This window comes from Neorhizobium vignae, assembly GCF_000732195.1.
In the GTDB taxonomy this organism is placed as follows: domain Bacteria; phylum Pseudomonadota; class Alphaproteobacteria; order Rhizobiales; family Rhizobiaceae; genus Neorhizobium; species Neorhizobium vignae.
This window is the reverse complement of record NZ_JNNU01000010.1, coordinates 81287-101384: the sequence shown is the minus strand read 5'-3', so window position 1 is coordinate 101384 and position 20098 is coordinate 81287. Positions and strand designations below refer to the sequence as shown.

Below are 20098 nucleotides of genomic sequence, written 5' to 3'. Positions count from 1 at the left end.
GGCACCTTCCTCGTCACGAGCGTAAGTGGCAAGCGTTGAGAGACCGACACAGCTTCAGCATCGGGACGCCAAGATCTCCCGCCAATCCCGCCGCCGACATGCACTTGACGAGTTCCACGCCCCTGTATCCCGGTCTGACGAGCCTAAGCAGCGCGTGGGTGGCGGCACAGTATGGAAAAGCATGGAGGTCCCGCTCATTCGACCGTACGAGGACGTCGAGACCTTCGAGTCGCCGTCGAACGCTAGGGCGCTCATGATGTCGACGCCGGGGCAGCAGATGTCGCCACCGGAGTTCGAGAAATAGGCCCTCTTTCCCCTGCTGTCGTGCGCGGCGACGATCACGCCATTCTCGACACCTCTCTTGCGTGCCTCGAGAGCTGCCCAGTTGAAGGGGCTAGCGTACTTTGCGGAGATTGGCCTTTGCCCTCTGTCGCAGTCGTTTCCGGCGGCCGAGAACACGACCTTATCACATGCTTCTCATGATCCAGGTCGTGACATTTTATAGGAAAATAATCCTTTTGCAAACTTGTGGTTAGTTTTGACGCTGTGACAATTTGCATCGAATCCTACAACTTTTCCGCCAGGACCTAGCCATCAGAGCCTTCTCGATATATCCAATGCGATATATTGCATAGCGGCTACGGATGGGGTCGGCGTTTGGACTGGCTGGTATTGAGCGACGAGGAATGGACCGCGATCAGGCTCAGCCTGAAGGTTTCCGCCGTCGCGATGATCGTCAGCCTGCCGTTCGGCCTTCTCGTCGCATACCTGCTCGCCCGCGGAAAATTCTGGGGCAGGTCGATCCTGAACGGCATCGTCCACCTGCCGCTCATCCTGCCGCCGGTCGTCACCGGTTTTCTGCTGCTGATACTGTTCGGGCGACGCGGCGTCGTTGGCGCCTTTCTCAACGAATATCTCGGCATCGTTCTCTCCTTCCGGTGGACGGGCGCGGCGCTTGCCTGCGGCGTCATGGGCTTTCCGCTGATGGTGCGCTCCATCCGGTTGTCGATCGAGGCCGTCGACCGCAAGCTGGAGGAGGCGGCCGGTACGCTCGGCGCGGGACCCGCGTGGGTTTTCATCACCGTGACGCTGCCGCTTATCCTGCCGGGCGTGATCGCCGGCATGATCCTTGCCTTCGCCAAGGCAATGGGCGAGTTCGGCGCGACGATCACCTTTGTCTCCAATATTCCCGGTGAAACCCAGACCCTTTCGGCAGCGATCTACACATTCACGCAGGTGCCGGGCGGTGATGCCGGGGCGATGCGGCTGACGCTGGTCGCGATCGCCATCTCGTTTGCAGCGCTGCTCGCCTCGGAGTTCCTGGCTTATCTCGTCGGCAGGAGGGTCAATATCGAATGACCCTCGTCGTTAACGCATGGCAGGCGCTGGGAGAGTTTGTTCTCGACGCGGGCTTCACGTCGGATGGCGGCGTGACTGCGCTGTTCGGGCCTTCGGGCTCCGGCAAGACGTCGCTGGTGCGGGTGATTGCAGGACTGTCGAAGCCGGATCACGGGCGGTTGGTGGTCGATGGCGAAACGCTGCTCGACACCGAAAGCCGTATTTTCGTGCCAAAGCACAAACGACGTTTCGGCTACGTCTTCCAGGAGAGCCGGCTTTTCCCGCACCTCTCTGTGCGTCAGAACCTCGCTTATGGCCGCTGGTTCGCACCCAGGACAGCGCGGCCGGAAAATTTCGATCGGATTGTCGGATTGCTTGGCATTGGCATGCTGCTCGACCGACGGCCGGGGAAGCTTTCAGGTGGCGAAAAACAGCGCGTCGCGATCGGTCGGGCATTGCTTTCCGCTCCGCGTCTCCTTCTGATGGATGAGCCGCTCGCCGCGCTCGACGACCAGCGCAAGGCCGAAATCCTGCCCTATCTCGAGCGCCTGCGCGACGAAACCTCGACGCCGATCGTCTATGTCAGCCATTCGGTCTCGGAAGTGGCGCGGCTTGCCGACAAGGTGGTGACAATGAAGGCCGGCCGGGTCGAGGCCGTCGGTACGCCCTCCGAAGTCCTATCTCTGCCGTCGGCGGATCGCCGCGATGCCGGCGCGGTGCTGACCGGCGTGGTTGAGGTTATCGATATCCCGCACCGGCTGGCGACGATCCGGCTGTCGCAGGCGCAGATCGTCGTGCCGAATGCGCATGCCCAAGAGGGCTTGAGCGTCCGCGTGCATATCCCGGAACGGGACGTAATGATCGCCACCCGGCGGCCGGAGGGCCTGAGCGCCCTTAATATCCTTGCCGGCACGATCGCCGCGATCGAACCGGATGGCGACGGCATGGTTCGCATCCGCATCCGCTGCGGCGAGGACATCCTGCTCTCCCGCATCACCGCGCTTTCCGTCGAGCGCCTGGACCTCAAGCTCGAAAAACCGGTATTTGCGGTGATCAAGACTGTCGCGCTGGAGCGGTAAACTCGCTCTTTTCAAAGTCGTCCGCATTATCGTACATACATTTAATGAAGATCACCTGGGACGATTCCAAACGCCAGAACAAGGCCGCTTCAAAGTGATCGGAGAACTAAACGGCCGGATCATCATTGCGGTCGTCTTTCGACCGCCCGGTTCGCAAGCGCTGTCGGTGATTTCCATGCGCCTGGCAAGCCGCAAGGAAAGGAAGCTCCCATGAGGCAGTCCCGCATGAACGACGATCTGCGGAAGGCTGCGGGAATATAATCGAACCCGAATTCCGAGGGTCGTCGAGCGGCCCGTTCGTTGGCCTGTTCGTCTTGCGGGGCTCCGGCTCGTGTGAGGGCCGGCCTTGCAAATTAGCCCCTGAATAAATTTTGCACACGCGTACATTTTGTCATCTGGGTGTTATGGAGCGCCTCTAGACCGCTTCCTGTTGATGATCTTCAGCGCTTCCGGAGCCTTGGGCCGATAGGGTCTCTCAGGGTTCGGAAGAAGCCATTTCGCTCTTCGGGGAGTAAACCATGACTGTTCTTCCGATACTCAAATCCGCCACGCTTGCGGCCATTCTCTTCGCCTCCACCGCCGTCTTCGCGTCGGCCAAGGATGTCACCATCTCCGTCTGGTCCGGCGGTTCCGGGCCGAACGACAACTATCGCACCGATGCGTTCGACATCGCTGCCGATATTCTCGAGCGCGAAGCCGCCATCCGCGGCGAACAGCTCAACATCATCGTCCAGAAGACGCCCTATTCCGGCTGGGAAGATTTCAAGCAGGCGCTGACGCTGGCCGCCGAAGCCAAGAAGGCTCCGAACATCGTCGCCACCGGCCATGAAGACATCGGCCCCTGGGCGCAGGCCGGCCTCATCGTTCCGGTCGAGAAGTTCATCGACCTCGACTCGTGGCCGATCAGCGACATCTATCCGAACCTGATGGAGATCACCTCCTTCAACGGCGCCGTCTACGGCATCCCGCAGGACGCCGAATCCCGCCCCTTCTTCTTCTGGAAGCCCTACATGAAGGAAATCGGCTATTCGGATGCCGATATCGAGGCTCTGCCGGCCAAGGTCGAAAAGGGCGAATATACGCTGAAGAACGTCCTCGAAGACGCCAAGAAGATGCAGGACAAGGGCCTCGTCCAGGCGGGCTACGGCTTTTATCCCCGCAACAGCAACGGCCCGGACTACTGGCAGTTCTACACGTCCTTCGGCGGCGTGATGGAAGAGGAAGGCAAGCTCGTTTTCGACAAGGCTGCGATGAAGCGCACCTACCAGTATTTCGCCGATCTCGTGAAGGCCGGCGTCACCAAGAAAAACCACATCGGCATGCCGGGCGACCAGTGGTGGAAAGAAGTTGCCACCGGCAAGGCGGGCATCTGGCACGGCGGCACCTGGCACTATGCGCGCCTGGTCAACCAGGAAGGCCTGAAGGACTTCTTCAACAATGTTCAGTTCACGCTGATCCCGGCCGGCGAAGGCGGCAAGTCCAACACGCTGACCCATCCGCTCGCTTACCTGCTGATGGCCGGCCATACCGACGAAGCGACCCGGATCGCTGCCGACCTGATCAAGATCGCTTCCGAGCCGCGCATCAACGCGCTGCATGCGATCAAGTCGGCCCATCTCGGCATCTCGCCGTCGGAAACCAAGGTCGATCTCTACTCCGCCGACCGCTGGGCTTCCGAGGCCACCGAGCGCCTGCTGCCGCATGCCAACGCCATGCCGAACAATGCCGATTTCGGCAAATACTGGACGATCATGTGGAAGAACCTCGAAGCATCCTGGACGGGTGCCAAGACGGTCGATGCCGCGGTCAACGATGCCGAAACCGAGCTGAAGTCGACGCTCGGCGCAGCGATCATCATCCGCTGATGCAAGGCGACTTATCTCGCTCATTCAGGGCGGGATAGGTCGTTCGCCTTCCGGGCGAAACGTCTCGCCCCGAACTGCGGGCGGCGCTCGCTCCGCCGCCCGCATCCCATCCGCGTATCCCAAGGCTTCACCCATGCGAACGTCACGAACGCTCGGACTGGTGATGATCGCACCCGCGGCGATCATGATCTTCCTGTTCTTCCTGATGCCGGTCGTCCTGACCGCCATCTTCGCCATGACCAATATGAGCACCGCAACGGGCATTTCCGGCGGCGCCTGGCAGGTCACGCAAGGCGCCATCAATCGCCTGAAGGCAGACATGCCGGACCTTGCGGGCGGCATTGCCGAGCCGCGTTTCGTCATCGACGAGGAGGGACTTGCAGCCCTTGAAGCCCTGAAGATCAAGGCAGGTTTCAGCATCGAACTGCGTACCAGCCACATGGGGGAGGTCTTTCCCTCGCGTCGAGAGGCCGAACGCATGATCAAGGCGCTGAAGGACCGGCCCTCGACCCGCGAGGTCAAGCAGATTTCCGACCTCTTCAACCGCTCGGTTCTGAATACCCGGTTCGAGAACCGCGACGGACTGATGGCAAGCCTGAACAAGCTCGGCTTTACGCTGACCCCGGCCGAACAGGAGACTGTCGCCGCGGCCACCTATACCGGCTGGGTATGGACGACGGAGAATTTCAAAATCATCGGCAACTCGCCGGACATGGCGCAGATCTTCCTCAACACCGCCTTCTACGTCTCGGTGACGCTGCTCCTCTTCAACGTCAGCTACGCGCTCTTCCTCGCCATCACGACCCACTACATGCCGGCTTCGACCGCATCCATCTTCCGCGCCATCTGGCTGCTGCCGCGCATCACGCCGGTGGTCATCTACGTGCTGATGTGGAAATGGCTGACCTGGGATAGCGGCTTCATCTCGATGTTCATGGGCCAGTTCGGTTATCCGGTAAAAAACTACCTGCTCGACAGTGCCTATAACGCCTGGTTCTTCGTGATCCTGATCAACGGCTTCATCGGCGCTTCGATGGGCATGCTGGTCTTCTCTTCCGCCATCAAGGCGATCCCGCAGACGCAGTTCCATGCAAGCGAGGTCGATGGCGCCAGCCGTTGGCAGCAGGTCCGCCACGTCATCCTGCCGCAGCTTCGCTGGCCGATCCTGTTCGTCACCTGCTACCAGACCCTGTCGCTGCTCGCCTCCTTTAACGAAATCCTCCTCTCGACCCGCGGCGGGCCGGGGCGGGCGACCGAAGTATGGTCGCTCGCCGCCTACCACACCGCGCTCAACAACTACACCGGCAATCTGGAATACGGGCTGGGCGCGGCCATGGCGCTGGTGCTGGTGGTTGTCGGCATCGTGCTGTCGCTCATCTACCTGCGCATCTTCCGTTACGACACGCTGATCTCCAAGCCGCTGATCGAGGATTGAGCATGGCCGAAAAACCGCAAATCTCGTCAAACACGACCTCGGCGAATTTCTCGAGCCTCCCGGTGATCCTGCTGCTGGGCCTTTTCAGCCTGCCGCTGCTGGTGATGTATGCCTATCTCTTCGTCGACACGATCAGCGACACGGAAGTCGGCTCGCTGATCCCCAACGAGTTCACGCTGCGCCACTGGAGTTTCCTCTGGGAGACCAAGACCGGCAAGCCGAATATCTGGCTCGTCACGCTCAACACCTTCATTTTCGCAAGCTGCATCACCGGCGTCATCCTTACGGTCTCGTCGATGGCGGGTTATGTTCTGTCGCGCCTCAACGTGCCGGCACGCGGCTTTTTCCTTGCCGGTGTCATGGTGCTGCACGCCTTCCCGTCGGTGACGCTGATCATCGCCATCTTCATCGTGCTGCAGTGGATCGGCCTCTACAATTCGCTGATCGGGGTGATCCTGGTAAAGGCTGCGGTCGAACTTCCGCTCGGCATCTGGCTGATGAAGGGGTTCTACGACACCGTGCCCTGGGAGATCGAGATGGCCGGGACGGTCGACGGCGCGTCGCGCTTCACGGTCTGGCGCCGGCTGGTGCTGCCGCAGATCAAGCCGGCGGTGATGGCACTTGGCCTGTTTTCCTTCCTCACCGGCTGGAGCGAGTTCATCATGCCGCAGGTGCTGGCGCCAGGCGCGAAGGTGCAGGTGCTATCGGTCTATCTGGCGAGCCTGATCATCGACGACAACAATTTCGATTTCGGCACCTTCAAGGCCGTGGGCGTCTTCTACGTCGTGCCGGTGCTGATCCTCTACGTCTTCTTCCAGAAGCATCTCATGAACATCTATGGCGGAGGCACCAAGGGCTGATGCGTATACTGCTCGACAAGTTTTCCAAGAGTTTCGGCTCCACCAGAATTATCGAAGACATGGATCTCGAAGTGGGTTCCGGCGAAATGCTGGCACTGCTCGGGCCTTCCGGCTGCGGCAAGTCGACCACGCTGTTTGCCGTCTGCGGCATCCACCGACCGACCTCGGGCCGCATCCTGTTCGGCGACCGGGACGTCACCCATCTGCCGAGCCAGGAACGCAATGTCGGTGTCGTCTTCCAGTCCTATGCGCTTTATCCGCATATGACGGTGGAGGAGAATATCGGCTTTCCGCTGATGGTGAAGCGGGTCGCCGCCGCCGATATCAAGAAGCAGGTCGCGGATATCGCGGCACTCGTCCATATCGGCGATCTCCTGGGTCGCCGGCCGGCGCAGCTTTCCGGCGGCCAGCAGCAGCGCGTGGCGCTCGCCCGTGCCCTGATCCGCCGCCCGGACGTGCTTCTCCTCGACGAGCCGCTCGCCAATCTGGACGCAAAACTCCGCCTCGACATGCGCTCGGAAATCCGCCGGCTGCAGAAGGAGACGGGCATCACCGCCATCCTCGTCACCCATGACCAGGTGGAAGCAATGTCGATGTGCGACCGCATTGCCATCATGAAATCGGGCGAGATCGTCCAGATTGCCACTCCGTCGGATATGTACAAGGATCCTCGGACATCCTTCGTCGCCAGTTTCCTCGGCAATCCGCCAATCTCCTTCCTCAAGGGCCGGGCGCAGCAGGGCGCCTTCGTGCTTGGCGAAAACGGCTTGCGCCTGCCGCTTGCGGCGCTGTCGGGCATTGCGGACGGAACCGCGCTCAGCCTCGGCGTCCGTCCCGAACATTTCGGAACTGCGGGCGGTGTGCCCGTCGAGGGACGGGTGGTGTTTGCGGAAACGCAAGGGCGCGAAAACCTCTACGACGTCGTGTTGCCGGACGGTTCCGTGCTGCGCTCGATCCAGCCGGTGCGCGACGACGTGAAGCCGGGCGACAGCGTGCGCTGGAACCTCGACAGTGCCTCGACCTTCGTATTTGCCGCAGACGGACAGAGATTGTGACGGAGGCCTCGATGCACGACTTTTCCGCCTTTTTCGGCAAATTCGGCTGGCCGGAAGGGAAGGGCCGGCTGCCCTTTTGCATCGGCCACCGCGGCGCAAGCGGCCATGAACGGGAAAACACGCTGACGGCCTTCCGCCGCGCTGCCGAACTCGGCGCCGAAATGTGGGAACTCGACACCCAGATGACCTCGGACGGCGTGGTCGTTGTCTCCCATGACGACCATCTGCAACGGGTCTTCCAGAAGGACCTGCACATTTCGCAGATGACGTTTGCGGAGCTGCGCGCGGCGGTGCCGGATGTGCCGAGCTTTGCGGAAGTCGCGGCCCTCGGCCGCGAGACTGGCTGCGGCCTTTACGTTGAGCTGAAGCGGCCGGGCACTGGCGCGCTCTGCTGGCGACACCTGAAGGACATGGACCAGCGCTTCGCCTGCCTCGGTTCCTTCGATACCGCCCAGGTGCGCGAACTGCGCGAGATGGGCTGCGACTATCCGCTCTCGGTGCTCATCCGCGTCGGCCACGATCCGCATGCGGCAGGCGAGGCGGCCGGCGCCGACATCCTGCATCTCTGCTGGGAAAAGGCGAGCGACACGCCGCAGGAATTCGTCACCGAGGAACTGATCGACAGGGCTTTTGCCGAGGGCAAGGAGATCGTCCTCTGGCACGAGGAACGGCCGGACGTACTGAAGGATATCATGGTCCTGCCGGTGCTTGGAATCTGCACCGACCTGCCGGAGCTGATGCGGCCGAGGGAAATAAGCGGCATGTCCCGCGAGCAGCGGCGCGTCACCTCCTTCGATGTCGCCCGTGCGGCCGGTGTCTCCCGCGCCGCCGTGTCGCGCGCCTTCACCCCGGATGCGAGCGTTTCGGAAAAAACCCGCCAGAAGGTCTACCAGGCGGCCAAGGAACTCGGTTACCGGGTCAACTATCTCGCCCGCAGCCTCACCAACAAGCGGTCCGATTTCGTCGGCCTGGTGGCCGCCGGCCTCGACAACCCGTTCCGCACCCAGCAGCTCGAAAATCTGGCCCGCGCGCTGATTGCCCGCAACTACCGGCCGATCCTGCTGCCGACTTCCAAGGAGGCGGACAGCGCCACCGTCATCGGCCAGCTGCTGCATTACGCGGTCTCCGGGGTCATCGTCACCTCGGATGCGCCGCCCTCGCATATCTTCGAGGAATGCGCGGTCGAGGGCGTGCCGATCGTGCTGGTCAACAAGGGCGAGGATTTTCCCTTTGTCGATCGGGTCGTTTCCGATGACCGGATGTCGGGTTACACCGCCGTTGACCATCTCGTCGAGGCGGGTGCCAAGAAGCTCGCCGTCATCGCCGGTACGGCCGTCTCCTATTCCTCGCGCCGCCGCGCCGAGGCTTTTCAGAGCCGCTGCCAGATGCTCGGGCTCGACGCACCTCTGATTCCGGTCGCCATCAACGACTACGCCCATGGCCACGAGGCTGCGCAGGCGCTGATCGACCTGGGCATAGACGGGGTGTTTTCGGTCAACGACTATATGGCCTGCGGCGTGCTCGACGGGCTCGCCAGGGCAGGCCGGAGCTACGGCTCGGTCAAGGTCATCGGTCATGACGACATCCCTCAGGCAAGCTGGTCGGCCTATGACCTCACCACATTCGTACAGCCCTGCGACGTACAGGCGGAGCAGGTGATCGATCTCCTGACCAGCCGGATGTCGGAACCGGACGCCGTCGCAAGGGTGGAATTCACGCCGGTGACGCTGATCAAAAGAAGAAGTGCATAAATGGCATCTGCATTCGATCTCTCTTCACTACAGTCTCGCGAAAGAACCGCAATCGAGCTCGCCCGCCGGGTCGGCATGCAGGCTGCCGCCTTCCGCGCCGAGGCGCTTCCCGAAACGCTCGGTGTCGAGAACAAGGGCCTGCAGGACTTCGTCACCGTCGCCGACAAGCGGGCCGAAGAAGCGATCCGTGCAGCGCTGCTCGGCGAATTCCCCGACGATTCCTTCATGGGCGAGGAGGGTGGGGGGCATTCCGGAGAGCGGGGCACCTGGGTGGTCGATCCGATCGACGGCACCACCAATTTCATCCGCGGCTTTCGCCACTGGGGAGTCTCGATCGCTTTCGTTGCCGGCGGCAAGATTCTGGTGGGCGTGATATACGATGCCGCCCAGGACCGGGTTTTCCACGCGATCCGGGGTGAGGGGGCCTTCAAGGAAGGCAAGCCGATCGCAGCGGCAAAGACCAGCGATCCCAATCACGCGATTGCCATTCTCGGCCATTCCCGCCGCACCGATTTCGAGGACTACATCAACGTCTCACGCAAGCTTTACGAGCGCGGCATCGACTACCGCCGCATGGGGGCCGCCGCGATCGGCCTCATCCGCGTCGCCGAGGGCGTGTCCGATCTCTATTACGAACGGCACCTGTCCTCCTGGGACATGCTTGCCGGCGTGCTGATCGCCTCGGAGGCCGGCGCGACGATCGCAGTGCCGCCGCTCGACGAACTGCTTTCCCGCGGCGGGCCGGTGGTTGCCTGTTCACCGGGGCTTGCCGGCGAGTTCGCCTTCCTGATGGAAATGGAAGGCCTGCTTGCAGACGCGGAGTAATGCGGTCAGATAGCAGACGGATTGACCCGGCACATGCCGAGGTCAATGTATAGGGAGGAATCCGTTCGGGTTCCCGACACTTCTGCTAAGTGATTTTGATGCCATTCGAAGACAAAAAGAAAAACCGTGTAACGCTTCTCGACGTGGCGGCGCGCGCCAATGTGTCCCGCGCGACCGCTTCGCTCGTCATCCGCAAGAGCCCGCTGGTCGGCACCGAGACGCGGGCTCGGGTCGAGGAGGCGATGCGCGAACTCGGTTACGTCTACAATATGGGTGCCGCCCGGCTCAGGGCTGAACGCAGCCATACGGTCGGCGTCGTGGTGCCCAATCTCACCAATCCCTTCTTCGCGGAGCTTCTCTCCGGCATCGAATCAGTGATCGATGCAGCCGGCATGGTGGTGATCCTCGCCAATAGCGGCGATCTTGCCGAGCGGCAGGACATGGTCATGCAGCGCATGCGCGAGCACGGCGTCGACGGCGTCATCATCTGCCCGGCGGCCGCCACCGAACCGGAATTCCTCGACCGGATGGCGGAATGGGGCCTGCCGCTGGTTCAGGCGCTGCGGCATATTTCCGACGATATCGATTATGCCGGCGTCGATTATGCCGCCGGCATGCGCGAAGCGGTCGGCCATCTCGCCTCGCTCGGCCATCGCCGGATTGCCTTCGCGGTACACGGGCCTGTTCATTCCGCCTATCTGGAACGGATCGAAGGTTTTCGCGACGCAATGTTCTCCCGCGGCTTTGATCCGGACCTGATCATCCGTGTCCCCGACCAGACGGCGCAGATCCCGGGTTCGGCACATCTGCTGTTCGAGAACCGGGAAAAGCCGACCGCAGTTGTCTGCTTCAACGACGTGATCGCGCTTGGCCTTTCAGCCGGTCTTCACGATCTCGGGCTGAAGGTCGGTGAGAATTTTTCGCTGATCGGCTTCGACGACGTGACGGAAGCCGACATCATCCGCCCGCGGCTCACCTCTGTCTCCACCGCGCCGGTGACGATCGGCGAGAATGCCGCCCGCCTGCTGCTCGACCGCTTGAGCGATCCGCTGCTTCCGCCTCGCAGGGTTGTGAAGGAGACGCGGCTGCATATTCGCCAGTCCTGCGGGCCGATCGCCGGTCCGGCTCGATATTGATCCGTTAATTCCCGGTTGACGCCCGGGCGAAAAGCTTTTAGATCGATCTAAATGGAAAGGTCGCCGCAGAGGAGTGACGCTCTTTCAACATCATTGGGGAGGTCCCAAGTTGTACAATTTCAATTTCGAGCCCGTGTTTGCGGGTTTCGACCAGCTTCTGCTCGGCGCCTGGCTGACGATCCAGCTTTCGGTGGCGGCGATGATCATCGGCCTGATCGTCTCGATCGCCTGCGCCGCTGGCAAGACGTCCGGTATAGCGCCGCTGCGCTGGGTTATCGACGCCTATATCGAAATCATTCGCAACACGCCGTTCCTGGTGCAGATCTTCTTCATCTTCTTCGGCCTGCCGTCGCTCGGGATTTTCCTGACCCCGAACAGTGCGGCGCTCGTGGCGCTGGTCGTCAATTTCGGCGCCTACGGCACGGAAATCATCCGCGCCGGTATCGAGTCGATCCAGAAGGGGCAGATCGAGGCCGGCACCGCGCTCGGCCTCTCGAAGCTGCAGATCTTCCGCTATATCATCATGAAGCCGGCGCTGCGCACCGTCTATCCGTCGCTGACCAGCCAGTTCATCTACCTGATGCTGACCTCGAGCGTCGTCTCGGCGATCTCCGCCGACGACCTTGCCGCCGCCGGCAACAATCTGCAGTCGCAGACCTTCGCGAGCTTCGAGGTCTATATCGTCATAACGGTGATGTATCTCGTCATGTCGGTCGGTTTCTCGACGATCTTCTCGATAATCGAGAAGGCCGCCTTCAAATATCCGCTGAGCCGGTAGGAGCCTGACATGCCATTGATCAGACCTTTCGGCATCAACGAATTCTGGATCATCGTGCTTGCGGCGCAGTGGACCATCGCGCTCTCGGCGATCGCCTTTGCAGGCGGCGGCATCGGCGGCCTGCTGATCGCGCTGCTACGCGTCTCTGATGCAAAATGGCCGCGGCTGATCGCCACCGGCTTCATCCGCATCTTCCAGGGAACCCCACTGCTCATGCAGCTCTTCCTGGTGTTCTTCGGCATGAACATCCTCGGGTTTGCCATCAATCCCTGGCTTGCCGCAACCGTCGCGCTCACCCTGCATGCCAGCGCCTTCCTCGGCGAAATCTGGCGCGGCTGCATCGAAGCCGTGCCGCCGGGCCAGCGGGAAGCCGCGACCGCGCTCGGCCTGCGCTACTTCAATCGGATGCGCTACATCGTCCTGCCACAGGCCTCGAAGATCGCAGTGGCGCCGACGGTCGGCTTTCTGGTGCAGCTGATCAAGGGCACTTCGCTTGCGGCGATCATCGGTTTTACCGAGCTCACCCGCCAGGGCCAGATCATCAACAATGCAACGTTCAGCCCGTTCATGGTGTTCGGCACGGTGGCGGCGGTCTATTTCGTCCTCTGCTGGCCGCTTTCGGTACTTGCAAGACGCATGGAACTCAGATTTTCCCGCGCAACGGCACGTTGACGGGACCCGAGCCGGAGGGAGGAAAACCGGCGCAACAGAAAAGGGTAGGAAAATGAATATTTCTAGACGCATGGTTATGGCCGTCATCGGCGCAGGCCTGATGATGGGCGCAGGCGCCTCCACCGTATCGGCCCAGACCGTCGAAAGCATCAAGTCCGCAGGCACCGTCAAGATCGGCATGCTGGTCGACTTTCCGCCATTCGGCATCATGAACACGTCGAATGAGCCGGACGGTTATGACGCCGACGTGGCAAAGCTGCTTGCCAAGGAATTCGGCGTGAAGGTGCAGATCGTTCCGGTCACCGGCCCGAACCGCATCCCCTACCTCCAGAGCAACCAGGTCGATCTGCTCGTCGCCTCGCTCGGCATCACCGAAGAGCGCGCCAAGAGCGTCGATTTCTCCCAGCCCTATGCCGGCATTTCGATCGGCGTGTTCGGCGCAAAGGCGACTGCAATCTCCAAGCCGGAAGATCTCTCGGGCAAGACGATCGGCGTCGCCCGTGCCTCGACCCAGGATACCGGCGTGACCAAGATCGCTCCGGCCGACGCCAAGATCCAGCGTTTCGACGACGATGCCAGCGCCGTCCAGGCCCTGCTGTCCGGCCAGGTCCAGCTGATCGGCGTCTCCAACGTCGTCGCCGCCCAGATCGAAAAGGCCGCTCCCGGCCGCTTTACCCAGAAACTGCAGCTCAGCCAGCAGGTTCAGGGCATCGCTGTCCGCAAAGGCTCGACCGAGCTTTTGACGGCTGTCAACGCCTTCATCGCCAAGGTCAAGGCCAATGGCGAACTCGGCAAGATCCATGAAAAGTGGCTCGGCGCTCCGCTGCCGGACTTCGTCGCCAACGCCAAGTAAGACCAGAACCGACTATCGAAGGGAGTTCCTCGCAATGACTGAGGTGAACGCAAACGCATCGGCAGCGGCCACGCGAGGAACTTCCGAACTCGCCGTCAGGATGGAAGGCGTCAACAAGTGGTATGGCGGCTTTCACGCGCTGAAGGACGTCGAATTGTCGGTCAACCGGGGAGAGCGGATCGTCATCTGCGGCCCGTCCGGCTCCGGTAAGTCGACGCTGATCCGCTGCATCAATCAGCTGGAGACGATCCAGAAGGGCAGGATAGTCGTCGACGGCCATGAGCTGACCGCCGGCGGCAAGAATGTCGATATCGTCCGCCAGGAGACCGGCATGGTCTTCCAGCAGTTCAACCTCTTCCCGCATATGACGGTTCTGGAGAACTGCACGCTGGCGCCGATGAAGGTGCGCGGCGTTTCCAAGGTCGAGGCGGAAAAGACCGCCCGCAAATACCTGGAGCGGGTGCGCATTCCCGAACAGGCCGAAAAATATCCCGCCCAGCTTTCCGGCGGCCAGCAGCAGCGCGTGGCGATCGCCCGGGCGCTCTGCATGAACCCGAAGATCATGCTGTTCGACGAGCCGACCTCGGCGCTTGATCCGGAAATGGTCAAGGAAGTGCTCGACACCATGATCGACCTCGCCAAGGAGGGTATGACCATGCTCTGCGTCACCCATGAAATGGGTTTTGCCCGGCAGGTCGCCGACCGGGTGATCTTCATGGACCGCGGCGAGATTCTCGAAACCGCCGCGCCGGAAGAATTCTTCGGCAATCCCAAGAACGAGCGCCTGAAGATCTTCCTCGGACAGATCTCTTGAACGCTGCTGCCACTCATTGAAATCAAGGAGTTCCGGACATGAAACCAGATATCCTGCTTGTGGAACCACTGATGCAGTTCATCGAGGATCAGCTCGATGCCATCTATACCGTGCATCGGCTGTACGATCCGGCACAGAAGGAAACGCTGGAAGCGGCCTTGCCGAACATCCGCGCCGTTGCGACAGGCGGCGGCTCCGGCCTCTCCAACGAGTGGATCGAGAGGCTGCCGGCGCTCGGCGTCATCGCCATCAATGGCGTCGGCACCGACAAGGTCGATCTCAAATTCACCCGCAGCCGCAATATCGACGTCACCACCACGCCGGGCGTGTTGACCGATGACGTCGCCGACATGGGCATCGCGCTGATGCTCGCTGTGCTGCGCCATATCGCCAAGGGCGACGCCTTCGTGCGCGCCGGCAAGTGGGGCAAGGAAGGCTTTCCGCTCGGCAACAGCCCGAAGGGCAAGCGCCTCGGCATTCTCGGCCTCGGCCAGATCGGCAAGGCCTTTGGCCGCCGCGCCGAAGCCTTCGGCATGGACATCCGCTTCTGGAACCGCTCGCCGGTCACGGACACGACCTGGAAGTCCTGCGCCTCGCCGGTGGCACTGGCGGAAGACAGCGATGTGCTGTGCGTCATCGTCGCGGCGAATGCCGAGACGAAAGATATCGTCAATGGCGAGGTTCTGAAGGCGCTGGGACCTAAAGGTATCCTGATCAATATTGCTCGTGGCAGTGTCGTCGACGAGAACGCGCTGCTCGCTGCCCTGAACGACGGCACGATCGGCGCAGCCGGCCTCGACGTCTATCTCGACGAACCGCGTATCCGCGAAGATTTTTTCACCGCGCCAAACACGGTGCTGATGCCACACCAAGGCAGCGCCACGGTCGAGACCCGCGTCGCCATGGGTGAGCTGGTGCTTGCCAATATCGCCGCCCATTTCGCTGGCGAAAAGCCGCCGACCACCGTCAACTGAACAGAGAAAATACCCATGATCATCCGTCAGGCCTTTTTCGAAGGCGCGATCCATGCCGGCCGGGAAGAGGCGTTCAAGGCCTATGTGGCCGAGAAGCTGATGCCCATGTGGCTCGCCTTTCCGGGCATCAAGGAAGTCCGCGTGCTCTACAATATCGAGCGGGACGAGGGCGCACCGTCCTACCCGATGGTGCTGTCGACCATGTACGAAAGCCGCGAGGCGCTGGCGGCGGCCCTGGAATCGCCGGTGCGTTACGAGAGCCGGGACATGACCAAGGGCCTGCTCACCATGTTCGACGGTCACATCCATCACCACGTCTTCGATCTGGCGCTGAGCTGAGATCTCCCGGGTCGCCGGTCAACCGCCAGCGGTCCTGGTGCCTGAGCCGGGCGCGCGATAAGCGGGCGTGTTCGGCTCGAACAGTTCGATCAGGTTTCCGGACGGATCCTCCAACAAGATCTGCTTGCCGCCTGTCCCCTGGATGATTTCGTTGCGGAAGTGGCAGCCGGCCAGTTTCAGGCGTTCGACCATGCCATCCAGGTCGTCGACGGTCAGATGAATGCGGTTCCAGCCGCCGGGAGCCTGCTGCTCTCCGGACGGCATCGGTGCACCGCCGCCACCCCGCGGGTTCGGCTGGGACAGATAGAGATGCATGTCGCCGCGCGAAATTTCCGCGAAGGGCGGGGCAGGGTTCATCTCGAGCTTGAAGCCGAGATGTGCGGTGTAGAAATCGATCGCTGCCTTTACATCGTTGACGATATATCTGAAGCATGCAGACATGGTCCGCGCCCTCCTGCGTCAGGTGGATATCCGAAACACGGAGCCTAATACTCCCACAACAAAGGGCAAGCGTCCCGCCGTCCTCAGCAAGGCCCGCCGGATGCTTGCGGCGGCCGCGCAGAAACCGCATAAAGGTGCGGGGAAAGCCCGAAACTGCGGGTGAAGATGCGGGTCATGTGGCTCTGATCGGAAAAGCCGCTGGCCAGCGCCGCCTCAGCAAGTCCCGCTCCGCCAACGATCAGTTTTCGCGCCAACTGGACACGCCGCTGGATCAGATAGGCATGCGGAGTGAGCCCGGTCGCCTTGTCGAAAGCGCGCAGCAGCTGGAATTGGCTGATGCCGGCCGGTTCCGCCAGATCGGCAAGGCTGACCGCTTTGGCCGGATCGTCATCAATACGCTCCCGCGCTGCCCGGATAGCTCGCGGCACCGGTTTCGGCTCCGGCGTCTCCCGCAAAACCTCGGCCAGCAGCGTCAGCAGCAATTCCTGGCGGCGGAGCTCGGTGCCGGCTCGCTCGGCGGTCATTGCGGTAAACAGCTGCCGCATTGTCGTGGCATGCGGGGGGTGCCGCAGCACCGGATCGGCAAATTCGAAATCGCCGGGCCTGCCCTGGCGGATATCGGCCACCGCGCCGGTTATCACATCCGGATCGAAATAGAGCATCCGCCAGAAACGGCCATCGTCGCCGATCGGCGCACCGTCATGCACCTCGCCGGGATTGACGGTGATGACGTCGCCCGGTCCGGCTTCCACCGGACCGCGTCCGCTTGCGGACTTCTGGGCGCCGCTCTCGATCACGCCGATGCCGTACTGGTCATGGGTGTGACGGGCGAAACGGTGGTCGGAGCGGGCCACGACCGCCTGTACGCCGGCCATGCCGCATCGAAACATCCGAAACCCGTTTTGTCCCTTCGCCCGCATCGGCTCCCCGCGTTTGAGCCAACATAACTCGGCTCAGGAAGATCACCAACCGGCAGCTTCCAGCCTCGCGCGATTTACAGGACGGTGCGCACCCGCCAGAGTTCGGGAAACAGTTCGACCTCCAGCATCTTCTTGAGATAGGACGTTCCCGACGTGCCGCCGGTGCCGCGCTTGAAGCCGATCACCCGTTCCACCGTGGTGACATGGTTGAAACGCCAGCGGCGGAAATAGTCCTCGAAGTCGACCAGCTTTTCCGCGAGTTCGTAAAGCTCCCAATAGGTGCCGGGTGCGCTATAGACCTGTTTCCAGGCCTCCAGCACCTGCGCGTTCTCGGTGCGTTTTGTGCGCCAGGCGGTTCTTGCGGCGTCCTCGCCGATATCGAATCCGCGCCGGGAAAGCAGCATCAGCGCCTCGTCGTAGAGGCTCGGGCGGGCAAGGATGCCTTCCAGCATCTTGGTAATATCGGGTCGATGGGCATGCGGTCCGAGCATCGCGACGTTGCGGTTGCCGGCAAGGAACTCGATCGCCCGGTATTGATAGGACTGGAAGCCGGATGACTGGCCGAGCGAGGCGCGGAATTCTGTATATTCGCTGGGCGTCATGGTGCGCAGCACGTCCCAGGCATTGTTGAGCTGTTCGAAAATGCGGGCGACGCGGGTGAGCATCTTGAAGGCCGGCTGCGGATCGTCGTTACGGATCGCCGAGATCGCCGAGCTGATCTCGTGAATCGCAAGCTTCATCCACAGTTCGGACGTCTGGTGCTGGATGATGAACAGCAGTTCGTCATGAGCTGCCGAAATCGGCGCCTGCGCGTCGAGCACCTTTTCGAGATGCAGGTAGTCGGAATAGGACATCTTTTCGCGGAAAGACATTTCCGCGCCGTCTTCGCTGGGATCGTAGGGTTTTGCGCTCATGATGTCCGATATGTCTTTCGCCGGTCAGAATTCCACTTCCAACTCGACGATTTCGTCCGGTTCCGCAAGTGCGCCTTCGGTCCATTCCAGCATCAGCGGCCAGGCCAAAACCATCTCCGCATACGCCGCGAGCTTCGGTTCAAGCTCGACCGCATAGGTGCGAAAGCGGCTGCAGACCGGCGCATACATCGCATCCGCGACCGTCGGATTGGCGCCAAACAGCCACGGGCCACCGCTTGCCTCCAGGCACTCGGTCCAGATCGTCTTCACCCGCTCGACATCCGGCCGGGCGCCCGAAAAGATCTTGAAGCGCTCGTGCCGCGCCTTGAGGTTCATCGGCAGGGCCGAGCGAAGATTGTGGAAACCGGAATGCATCTCTCCCGAAACGGCGCGACAACGGGCACGGTCGGCGATGTCGGCCGGCCAGAGACCGGCATCCGGCGTGATTTCATTCAGATATTCGGCAATCGCCAGCGTATCCCAGACGGTGACGTCGTTATGGGTCAGCCGCGGCACCAGCACGGACGGCGACAGGAGCAACAGTTCCTGGCGCGCGTCGTCATTCATCTCGACCAGCACTTCCTCGAAATCCAGCCCCGCCATGCGGCAGAGGAGCCATCCGCGAAGCGACCATGAGGAGTAGTTTTTCGACGAAATCGTCAGTGCCGCCTGCGTCATCAGTTTCCAACCCTTGCCGGACAATCCTGTTTTTCACTTACAATCTTCTCGCATCGCGAGACATATTGCACTAGCATTTTTGCACTGCCGCATTTTAGCGGCGCGCGGGGTCATGTTCATGCTCTATCAGGCCTATCAATTCCAGGACGACCTGCTCGCACCGATGCGGGATATGGCCCGACGCCTGCAGCTGTTGTCCTCGACGCTGTTCTTCGGCGCCGGCACCGAAATGGGCCGGCATGCGGCCGCGGCGCTCGAGCTGATGTCGCGTTTCAAGATCACCCACGAGAGGCCGGAATTCGAGATCAACTCGGTCACGATCGGCAATCGCGACGTGCCGATATCAGTCGAAACGGCGCTCGACCTGCCCTTCGGCCGGCTCCTGCATTTTGTCGCCGACGTCGATATGCCTCGCCCACGGGTGCTCGTCGTGGCGCCGTTGTCGGGCCATTTCGCGACGCTGCTGCGCGGCACGGTCCAGACGCTGCTGAAGGACCACGACGTCTATGTCACCGACTGGGCCAATGCGCGGGACGTCTCCACGTCCGCCGGCCGTTTCGGCATGGACGATTACGTCGATTATATTATCCGCTTCCTGGAGGAGATCGGCCCGCGCGGGCATATCCTCGCCGTTTGCCAGCCCTGCGTCCAGGCGCTCGTTGCGGTCGCCGTCATGTCGGAGGCGAAGAACCCGGCGACCCCGCGCACCATGACGCTGATGGCCGGGCCGGTCGATACGCGGGAGAGCCCGACCAAGGTCAACGAACTGGCCGTGTCAAAGCCGCTGTCCTGGTTCAAGAGTGAGTTGATCACCGGCGTTCCGATGGGTTTTCCCGGCAGCGGCCGGCGCGTCTATCCGGGCTTCCTGCAGCTCGTCGCCTTCATGAGCATGAACATGGAGCGGCATGTCGAGGCGCATCGCAAGCTCTACGGCCATCTCGCCAAGGGCGAGACGGCTGACGCGAACAAGATCAAGCATTTTTACGACGAATATTTCGCTGTGCTCGACATGACCGAGGAATTCTACATCGAGACCATCGACCGGGTGTTCCAGAGGGCGGAGCTGGCAAGCGGCACCTACACTCATCATGGCCGCAAGGTGGATCCGAACCATATCCACGCCACGGCGCTTTTGACCGTCGAGGGCGGACGCGACGATATCTGCGGGCTCGGTCAGACTTCGGCCGCGCATGACCTCTGTCACTCGCTGCGGCCGCATCTGCGCCGCCACCATCTGCAGGCCAATGTCGGGCACTATGGTGTCTTCAGTGGGCGCCGGTGGGAGAAGGAAATCTATCCCGTTGTGCGCAATCTGATCCTTGCCATGGAATGAGGTCAAGGGCGCCAAGTCTCATACCTTGACTTGCATAC

General features: G+C 61.8%; 21 protein-coding genes and 2 pseudogenes. 18 read left to right on the top strand and 5 right to left on the bottom strand.

The genetic code is table 11. The features are described from left to right. Positions 1 to 54: 54 nt before the first annotated feature. A complete protein-coding gene (locus GQ59_RS33625) occupies positions 55 to 459 on the bottom strand; it encodes a S8 family serine peptidase (protein ID WP_152564377.1) in 405 nt (134 codons plus the stop codon). A gap of 198 nt (positions 460 to 657) precedes the next feature. Between GQ59_RS33625 and modB the strand changes: the two genes are divergently transcribed. From modB to GQ59_RS18080, 17 genes and pseudogenes are all read left to right on the top strand, one after another. Beyond that, positions 658 to 1359, top strand: coding sequence for a molybdate ABC transporter permease subunit (gene modB, locus GQ59_RS18155; protein WP_037083763.1), 702 nt, complete (start codon positions 658 to 660; stop codon positions 1357 to 1359). Next, positions 1356 to 2417: a molybdenum ABC transporter ATP-binding protein gene (modC, locus tag GQ59_RS18150; RefSeq protein ID WP_037083761.1), complete on the top strand. Its 1062-nt coding sequence runs from the start codon at positions 1356 to 1358 to the stop codon at positions 2415 to 2417. Before modB ends, modC begins: the two co-directional genes overlap by 4 nt. Before the next feature lie 85 nt (positions 2418 to 2502). Further along, positions 2503 to 2631 (top strand): annotated as a pseudogene (locus GQ59_RS33620) (BrnT family toxin); the annotation flags it as partial. A gap of 304 nt (positions 2632 to 2935) precedes the next feature. Continuing rightward, entirely contained in the window at positions 2936 to 4282 is a 1347-nt protein-coding gene (locus GQ59_RS18145; protein WP_037083759.1) for an extracellular solute-binding protein, read from the top strand. Positions 4283 to 4415: 133 nt separating this feature from the next. Further along, positions 4416 to 5717 carry a carbohydrate ABC transporter permease gene (locus tag GQ59_RS18140; protein WP_037083758.1) on the top strand — a complete coding sequence of 434 codons (1302 nt, stop codon included), beginning with the start codon at positions 4416 to 4418 and terminating at the stop codon, positions 5715 to 5717. A 2-nt stretch (positions 5718 to 5719) separates the two neighbouring features. Then, positions 5720 to 6577, top strand: a complete 858-nt coding sequence (locus tag GQ59_RS18135) for a carbohydrate ABC transporter permease (protein ID WP_037083757.1) — start codon at positions 5720 to 5722, stop codon at positions 6575 to 6577. Next, a complete protein-coding gene (locus GQ59_RS18130; protein ID WP_037083756.1) occupies positions 6577 to 7632 on the top strand; it encodes an ABC transporter ATP-binding protein in 1056 nt (351 codons plus the stop codon). The genes GQ59_RS18135 and GQ59_RS18130 overlap by 1 nt, the downstream gene beginning before the upstream one ends. Before the next feature lie 11 nt (positions 7633 to 7643). Further along, positions 7644 to 8378, top strand: a pseudogene (locus tag GQ59_RS31950) (glycerophosphodiester phosphodiesterase); the annotation flags it as partial. Positions 8379 to 8384: 6 nt separating this feature from the next. Beyond that, on the top strand, positions 8385 to 9383 hold the full coding sequence (locus GQ59_RS31945) for a LacI family DNA-binding transcriptional regulator (RefSeq protein WP_432762593.1): 999 nt from the start codon (positions 8385 to 8387) through the stop codon (positions 9381 to 9383). Next, positions 9384 to 10208, top strand: coding sequence for an inositol monophosphatase family protein (locus GQ59_RS18115; RefSeq protein WP_037083755.1), 825 nt, complete (start codon positions 9384 to 9386; stop codon positions 10206 to 10208). A 98-nt stretch (positions 10209 to 10306) separates the two neighbouring features. Further along, on the top strand, positions 10307 to 11344 hold the full coding sequence (locus tag GQ59_RS18110) for a LacI family DNA-binding transcriptional regulator (protein WP_037083964.1): 1038 nt from the start codon (positions 10307 to 10309) through the stop codon (positions 11342 to 11344). Positions 11345 to 11453: 109 nt separating this feature from the next. Further along, on the top strand, positions 11454 to 12122 hold the full coding sequence (locus tag GQ59_RS18105) for an amino acid ABC transporter permease (RefSeq protein ID WP_037083754.1): 669 nt from the start codon (positions 11454 to 11456) through the stop codon (positions 12120 to 12122). 15 nt (positions 12123 to 12137) lie between these two features. Then, on the top strand, positions 12138 to 12794 hold the full coding sequence (locus tag GQ59_RS18100) for an amino acid ABC transporter permease (RefSeq protein ID WP_084683222.1): 657 nt from the start codon (positions 12138 to 12140) through the stop codon (positions 12792 to 12794). A gap of 52 nt (positions 12795 to 12846) precedes the next feature. Beyond that, complete coding sequence (locus GQ59_RS18095) at positions 12847 to 13647, top strand: transporter substrate-binding domain-containing protein (RefSeq protein WP_037083753.1); 801 nt, start codon at positions 12847 to 12849, stop codon at positions 13645 to 13647. A 34-nt stretch (positions 13648 to 13681) separates the two neighbouring features. Next, the gene (locus GQ59_RS18090; RefSeq protein ID WP_051904050.1) at positions 13682 to 14461 is read left to right on the top strand and encodes an amino acid ABC transporter ATP-binding protein; all 780 of its coding nucleotides are present in this window, start codon (positions 13682 to 13684) and stop codon (positions 14459 to 14461) included. A gap of 38 nt (positions 14462 to 14499) precedes the next feature. Then, positions 14500 to 15435 (top strand): 2-hydroxyacid dehydrogenase, encoded by a 936-nt coding sequence (locus GQ59_RS18085; RefSeq protein WP_037083749.1) that lies wholly within the window; start codon positions 14500 to 14502, stop codon positions 15433 to 15435. A gap of 15 nt (positions 15436 to 15450) precedes the next feature. Next, the gene (locus GQ59_RS18080; RefSeq protein ID WP_037083748.1) at positions 15451 to 15774 is read left to right on the top strand and encodes a hypothetical protein; all 324 of its coding nucleotides are present in this window, start codon (positions 15451 to 15453) and stop codon (positions 15772 to 15774) included. A gap of 18 nt (positions 15775 to 15792) precedes the next feature. Here GQ59_RS18080 and GQ59_RS18075 read toward each other — a convergent pair whose 3' ends face one another. From GQ59_RS18075 to GQ59_RS18060, 4 genes are all read right to left on the bottom strand, one after another. Then, complete coding sequence (locus GQ59_RS18075; protein WP_037083747.1) at positions 15793 to 16215, bottom strand: VOC family protein; 423 nt, start codon at positions 16213 to 16215, stop codon at positions 15793 to 15795. Positions 16216 to 16298: 83 nt separating this feature from the next. Next, the gene (locus tag GQ59_RS18070; protein ID WP_037083745.1) at positions 16299 to 17135 is read right to left on the bottom strand and encodes an AraC family transcriptional regulator; all 837 of its coding nucleotides are present in this window, start codon (positions 17133 to 17135) and stop codon (positions 16299 to 16301) included. A gap of 74 nt (positions 17136 to 17209) precedes the next feature. Beyond that, the gene (gene kynA / locus GQ59_RS18065) at positions 17210 to 18049 is read right to left on the bottom strand and encodes a tryptophan 2,3-dioxygenase (RefSeq protein ID WP_037083744.1); all 840 of its coding nucleotides are present in this window, start codon (positions 18047 to 18049) and stop codon (positions 17210 to 17212) included. A 24-nt stretch (positions 18050 to 18073) separates the two neighbouring features. Beyond that, on the bottom strand, positions 18074 to 18727 hold the full coding sequence (locus GQ59_RS18060) for a glutathione S-transferase (RefSeq protein WP_037083743.1): 654 nt from the start codon (positions 18725 to 18727) through the stop codon (positions 18074 to 18076). Positions 18728 to 18845: 118 nt separating this feature from the next. On the opposite strand from GQ59_RS18060, the gene GQ59_RS18055 reads away from it, so the two are divergent. Then, positions 18846 to 20060 (top strand): polyhydroxyalkanoate depolymerase, encoded by a 1215-nt coding sequence (locus tag GQ59_RS18055; RefSeq protein WP_037083962.1) that lies wholly within the window; start codon positions 18846 to 18848, stop codon positions 20058 to 20060. Positions 20061 to 20098 lie beyond the last annotated feature (38 nt).

Excerpts from the sequence above, each read along its gene's own strand:
- GQ59_RS18135 (WP_037083757.1), top strand. The coding sequence starts at position 5,720 with ATGGCCGAAAAACCGCAAATCTCGTCAAACACGACCTCGGCGAATTTC.
- GQ59_RS18085 (WP_037083749.1), top strand. The coding sequence starts at position 14,500 with ATGAAACCAGATATCCTGCTTGTGGAACCACTGATGCAGTTCATCGAG.
- GQ59_RS18070 (WP_037083745.1), bottom strand. The coding sequence starts at position 17,135 with ATGCGGGCGAAGGGACAAAACGGGTTTCGGATGTTTCGATGCGGCATG.
- GQ59_RS18080 (WP_037083748.1), top strand. The coding sequence starts at position 15,451 with ATGATCATCCGTCAGGCCTTTTTCGAAGGCGCGATCCATGCCGGCCGG.
- GQ59_RS18095 (WP_037083753.1), top strand. The coding sequence starts at position 12,847 with ATGAATATTTCTAGACGCATGGTTATGGCCGTCATCGGCGCAGGCCTG.
- GQ59_RS18060 (WP_037083743.1), bottom strand. The coding sequence starts at position 18,727 with ATGACGCAGGCGGCACTGACGATTTCGTCGAAAAACTACTCCTCATGG.
- GQ59_RS18140 (WP_037083758.1), top strand. The coding sequence starts at position 4,416 with ATGCGAACGTCACGAACGCTCGGACTGGTGATGATCGCACCCGCGGCG.
- GQ59_RS18055 (WP_037083962.1), top strand. The coding sequence starts at position 18,846 with ATGCTCTATCAGGCCTATCAATTCCAGGACGACCTGCTCGCACCGATG.
- GQ59_RS18110 (WP_037083964.1), top strand. The coding sequence starts at position 10,307 with ATGCCATTCGAAGACAAAAAGAAAAACCGTGTAACGCTTCTCGACGTG.
- GQ59_RS18075 (WP_037083747.1), bottom strand. The coding sequence starts at position 16,215 with ATGTCTGCATGCTTCAGATATATCGTCAACGATGTAAAGGCAGCGATC.
- kynA (WP_037083744.1), bottom strand. The coding sequence starts at position 18,049 with ATGAGCGCAAAACCCTACGATCCCAGCGAAGACGGCGCGGAAATGTCT.
- GQ59_RS18090 (WP_051904050.1), top strand. The coding sequence starts at position 13,682 with ATGACTGAGGTGAACGCAAACGCATCGGCAGCGGCCACGCGAGGAACT.
- GQ59_RS18130 (WP_037083756.1), top strand. The coding sequence starts at position 6,577 with ATGCGTATACTGCTCGACAAGTTTTCCAAGAGTTTCGGCTCCACCAGA.
- modC (WP_037083761.1), top strand. The coding sequence starts at position 1,356 with ATGACCCTCGTCGTTAACGCATGGCAGGCGCTGGGAGAGTTTGTTCTC.
- GQ59_RS18145 (WP_037083759.1), top strand. The coding sequence starts at position 2,936 with ATGACTGTTCTTCCGATACTCAAATCCGCCACGCTTGCGGCCATTCTC.
- GQ59_RS18115 (WP_037083755.1), top strand. The coding sequence starts at position 9,384 with ATGGCATCTGCATTCGATCTCTCTTCACTACAGTCTCGCGAAAGAACC.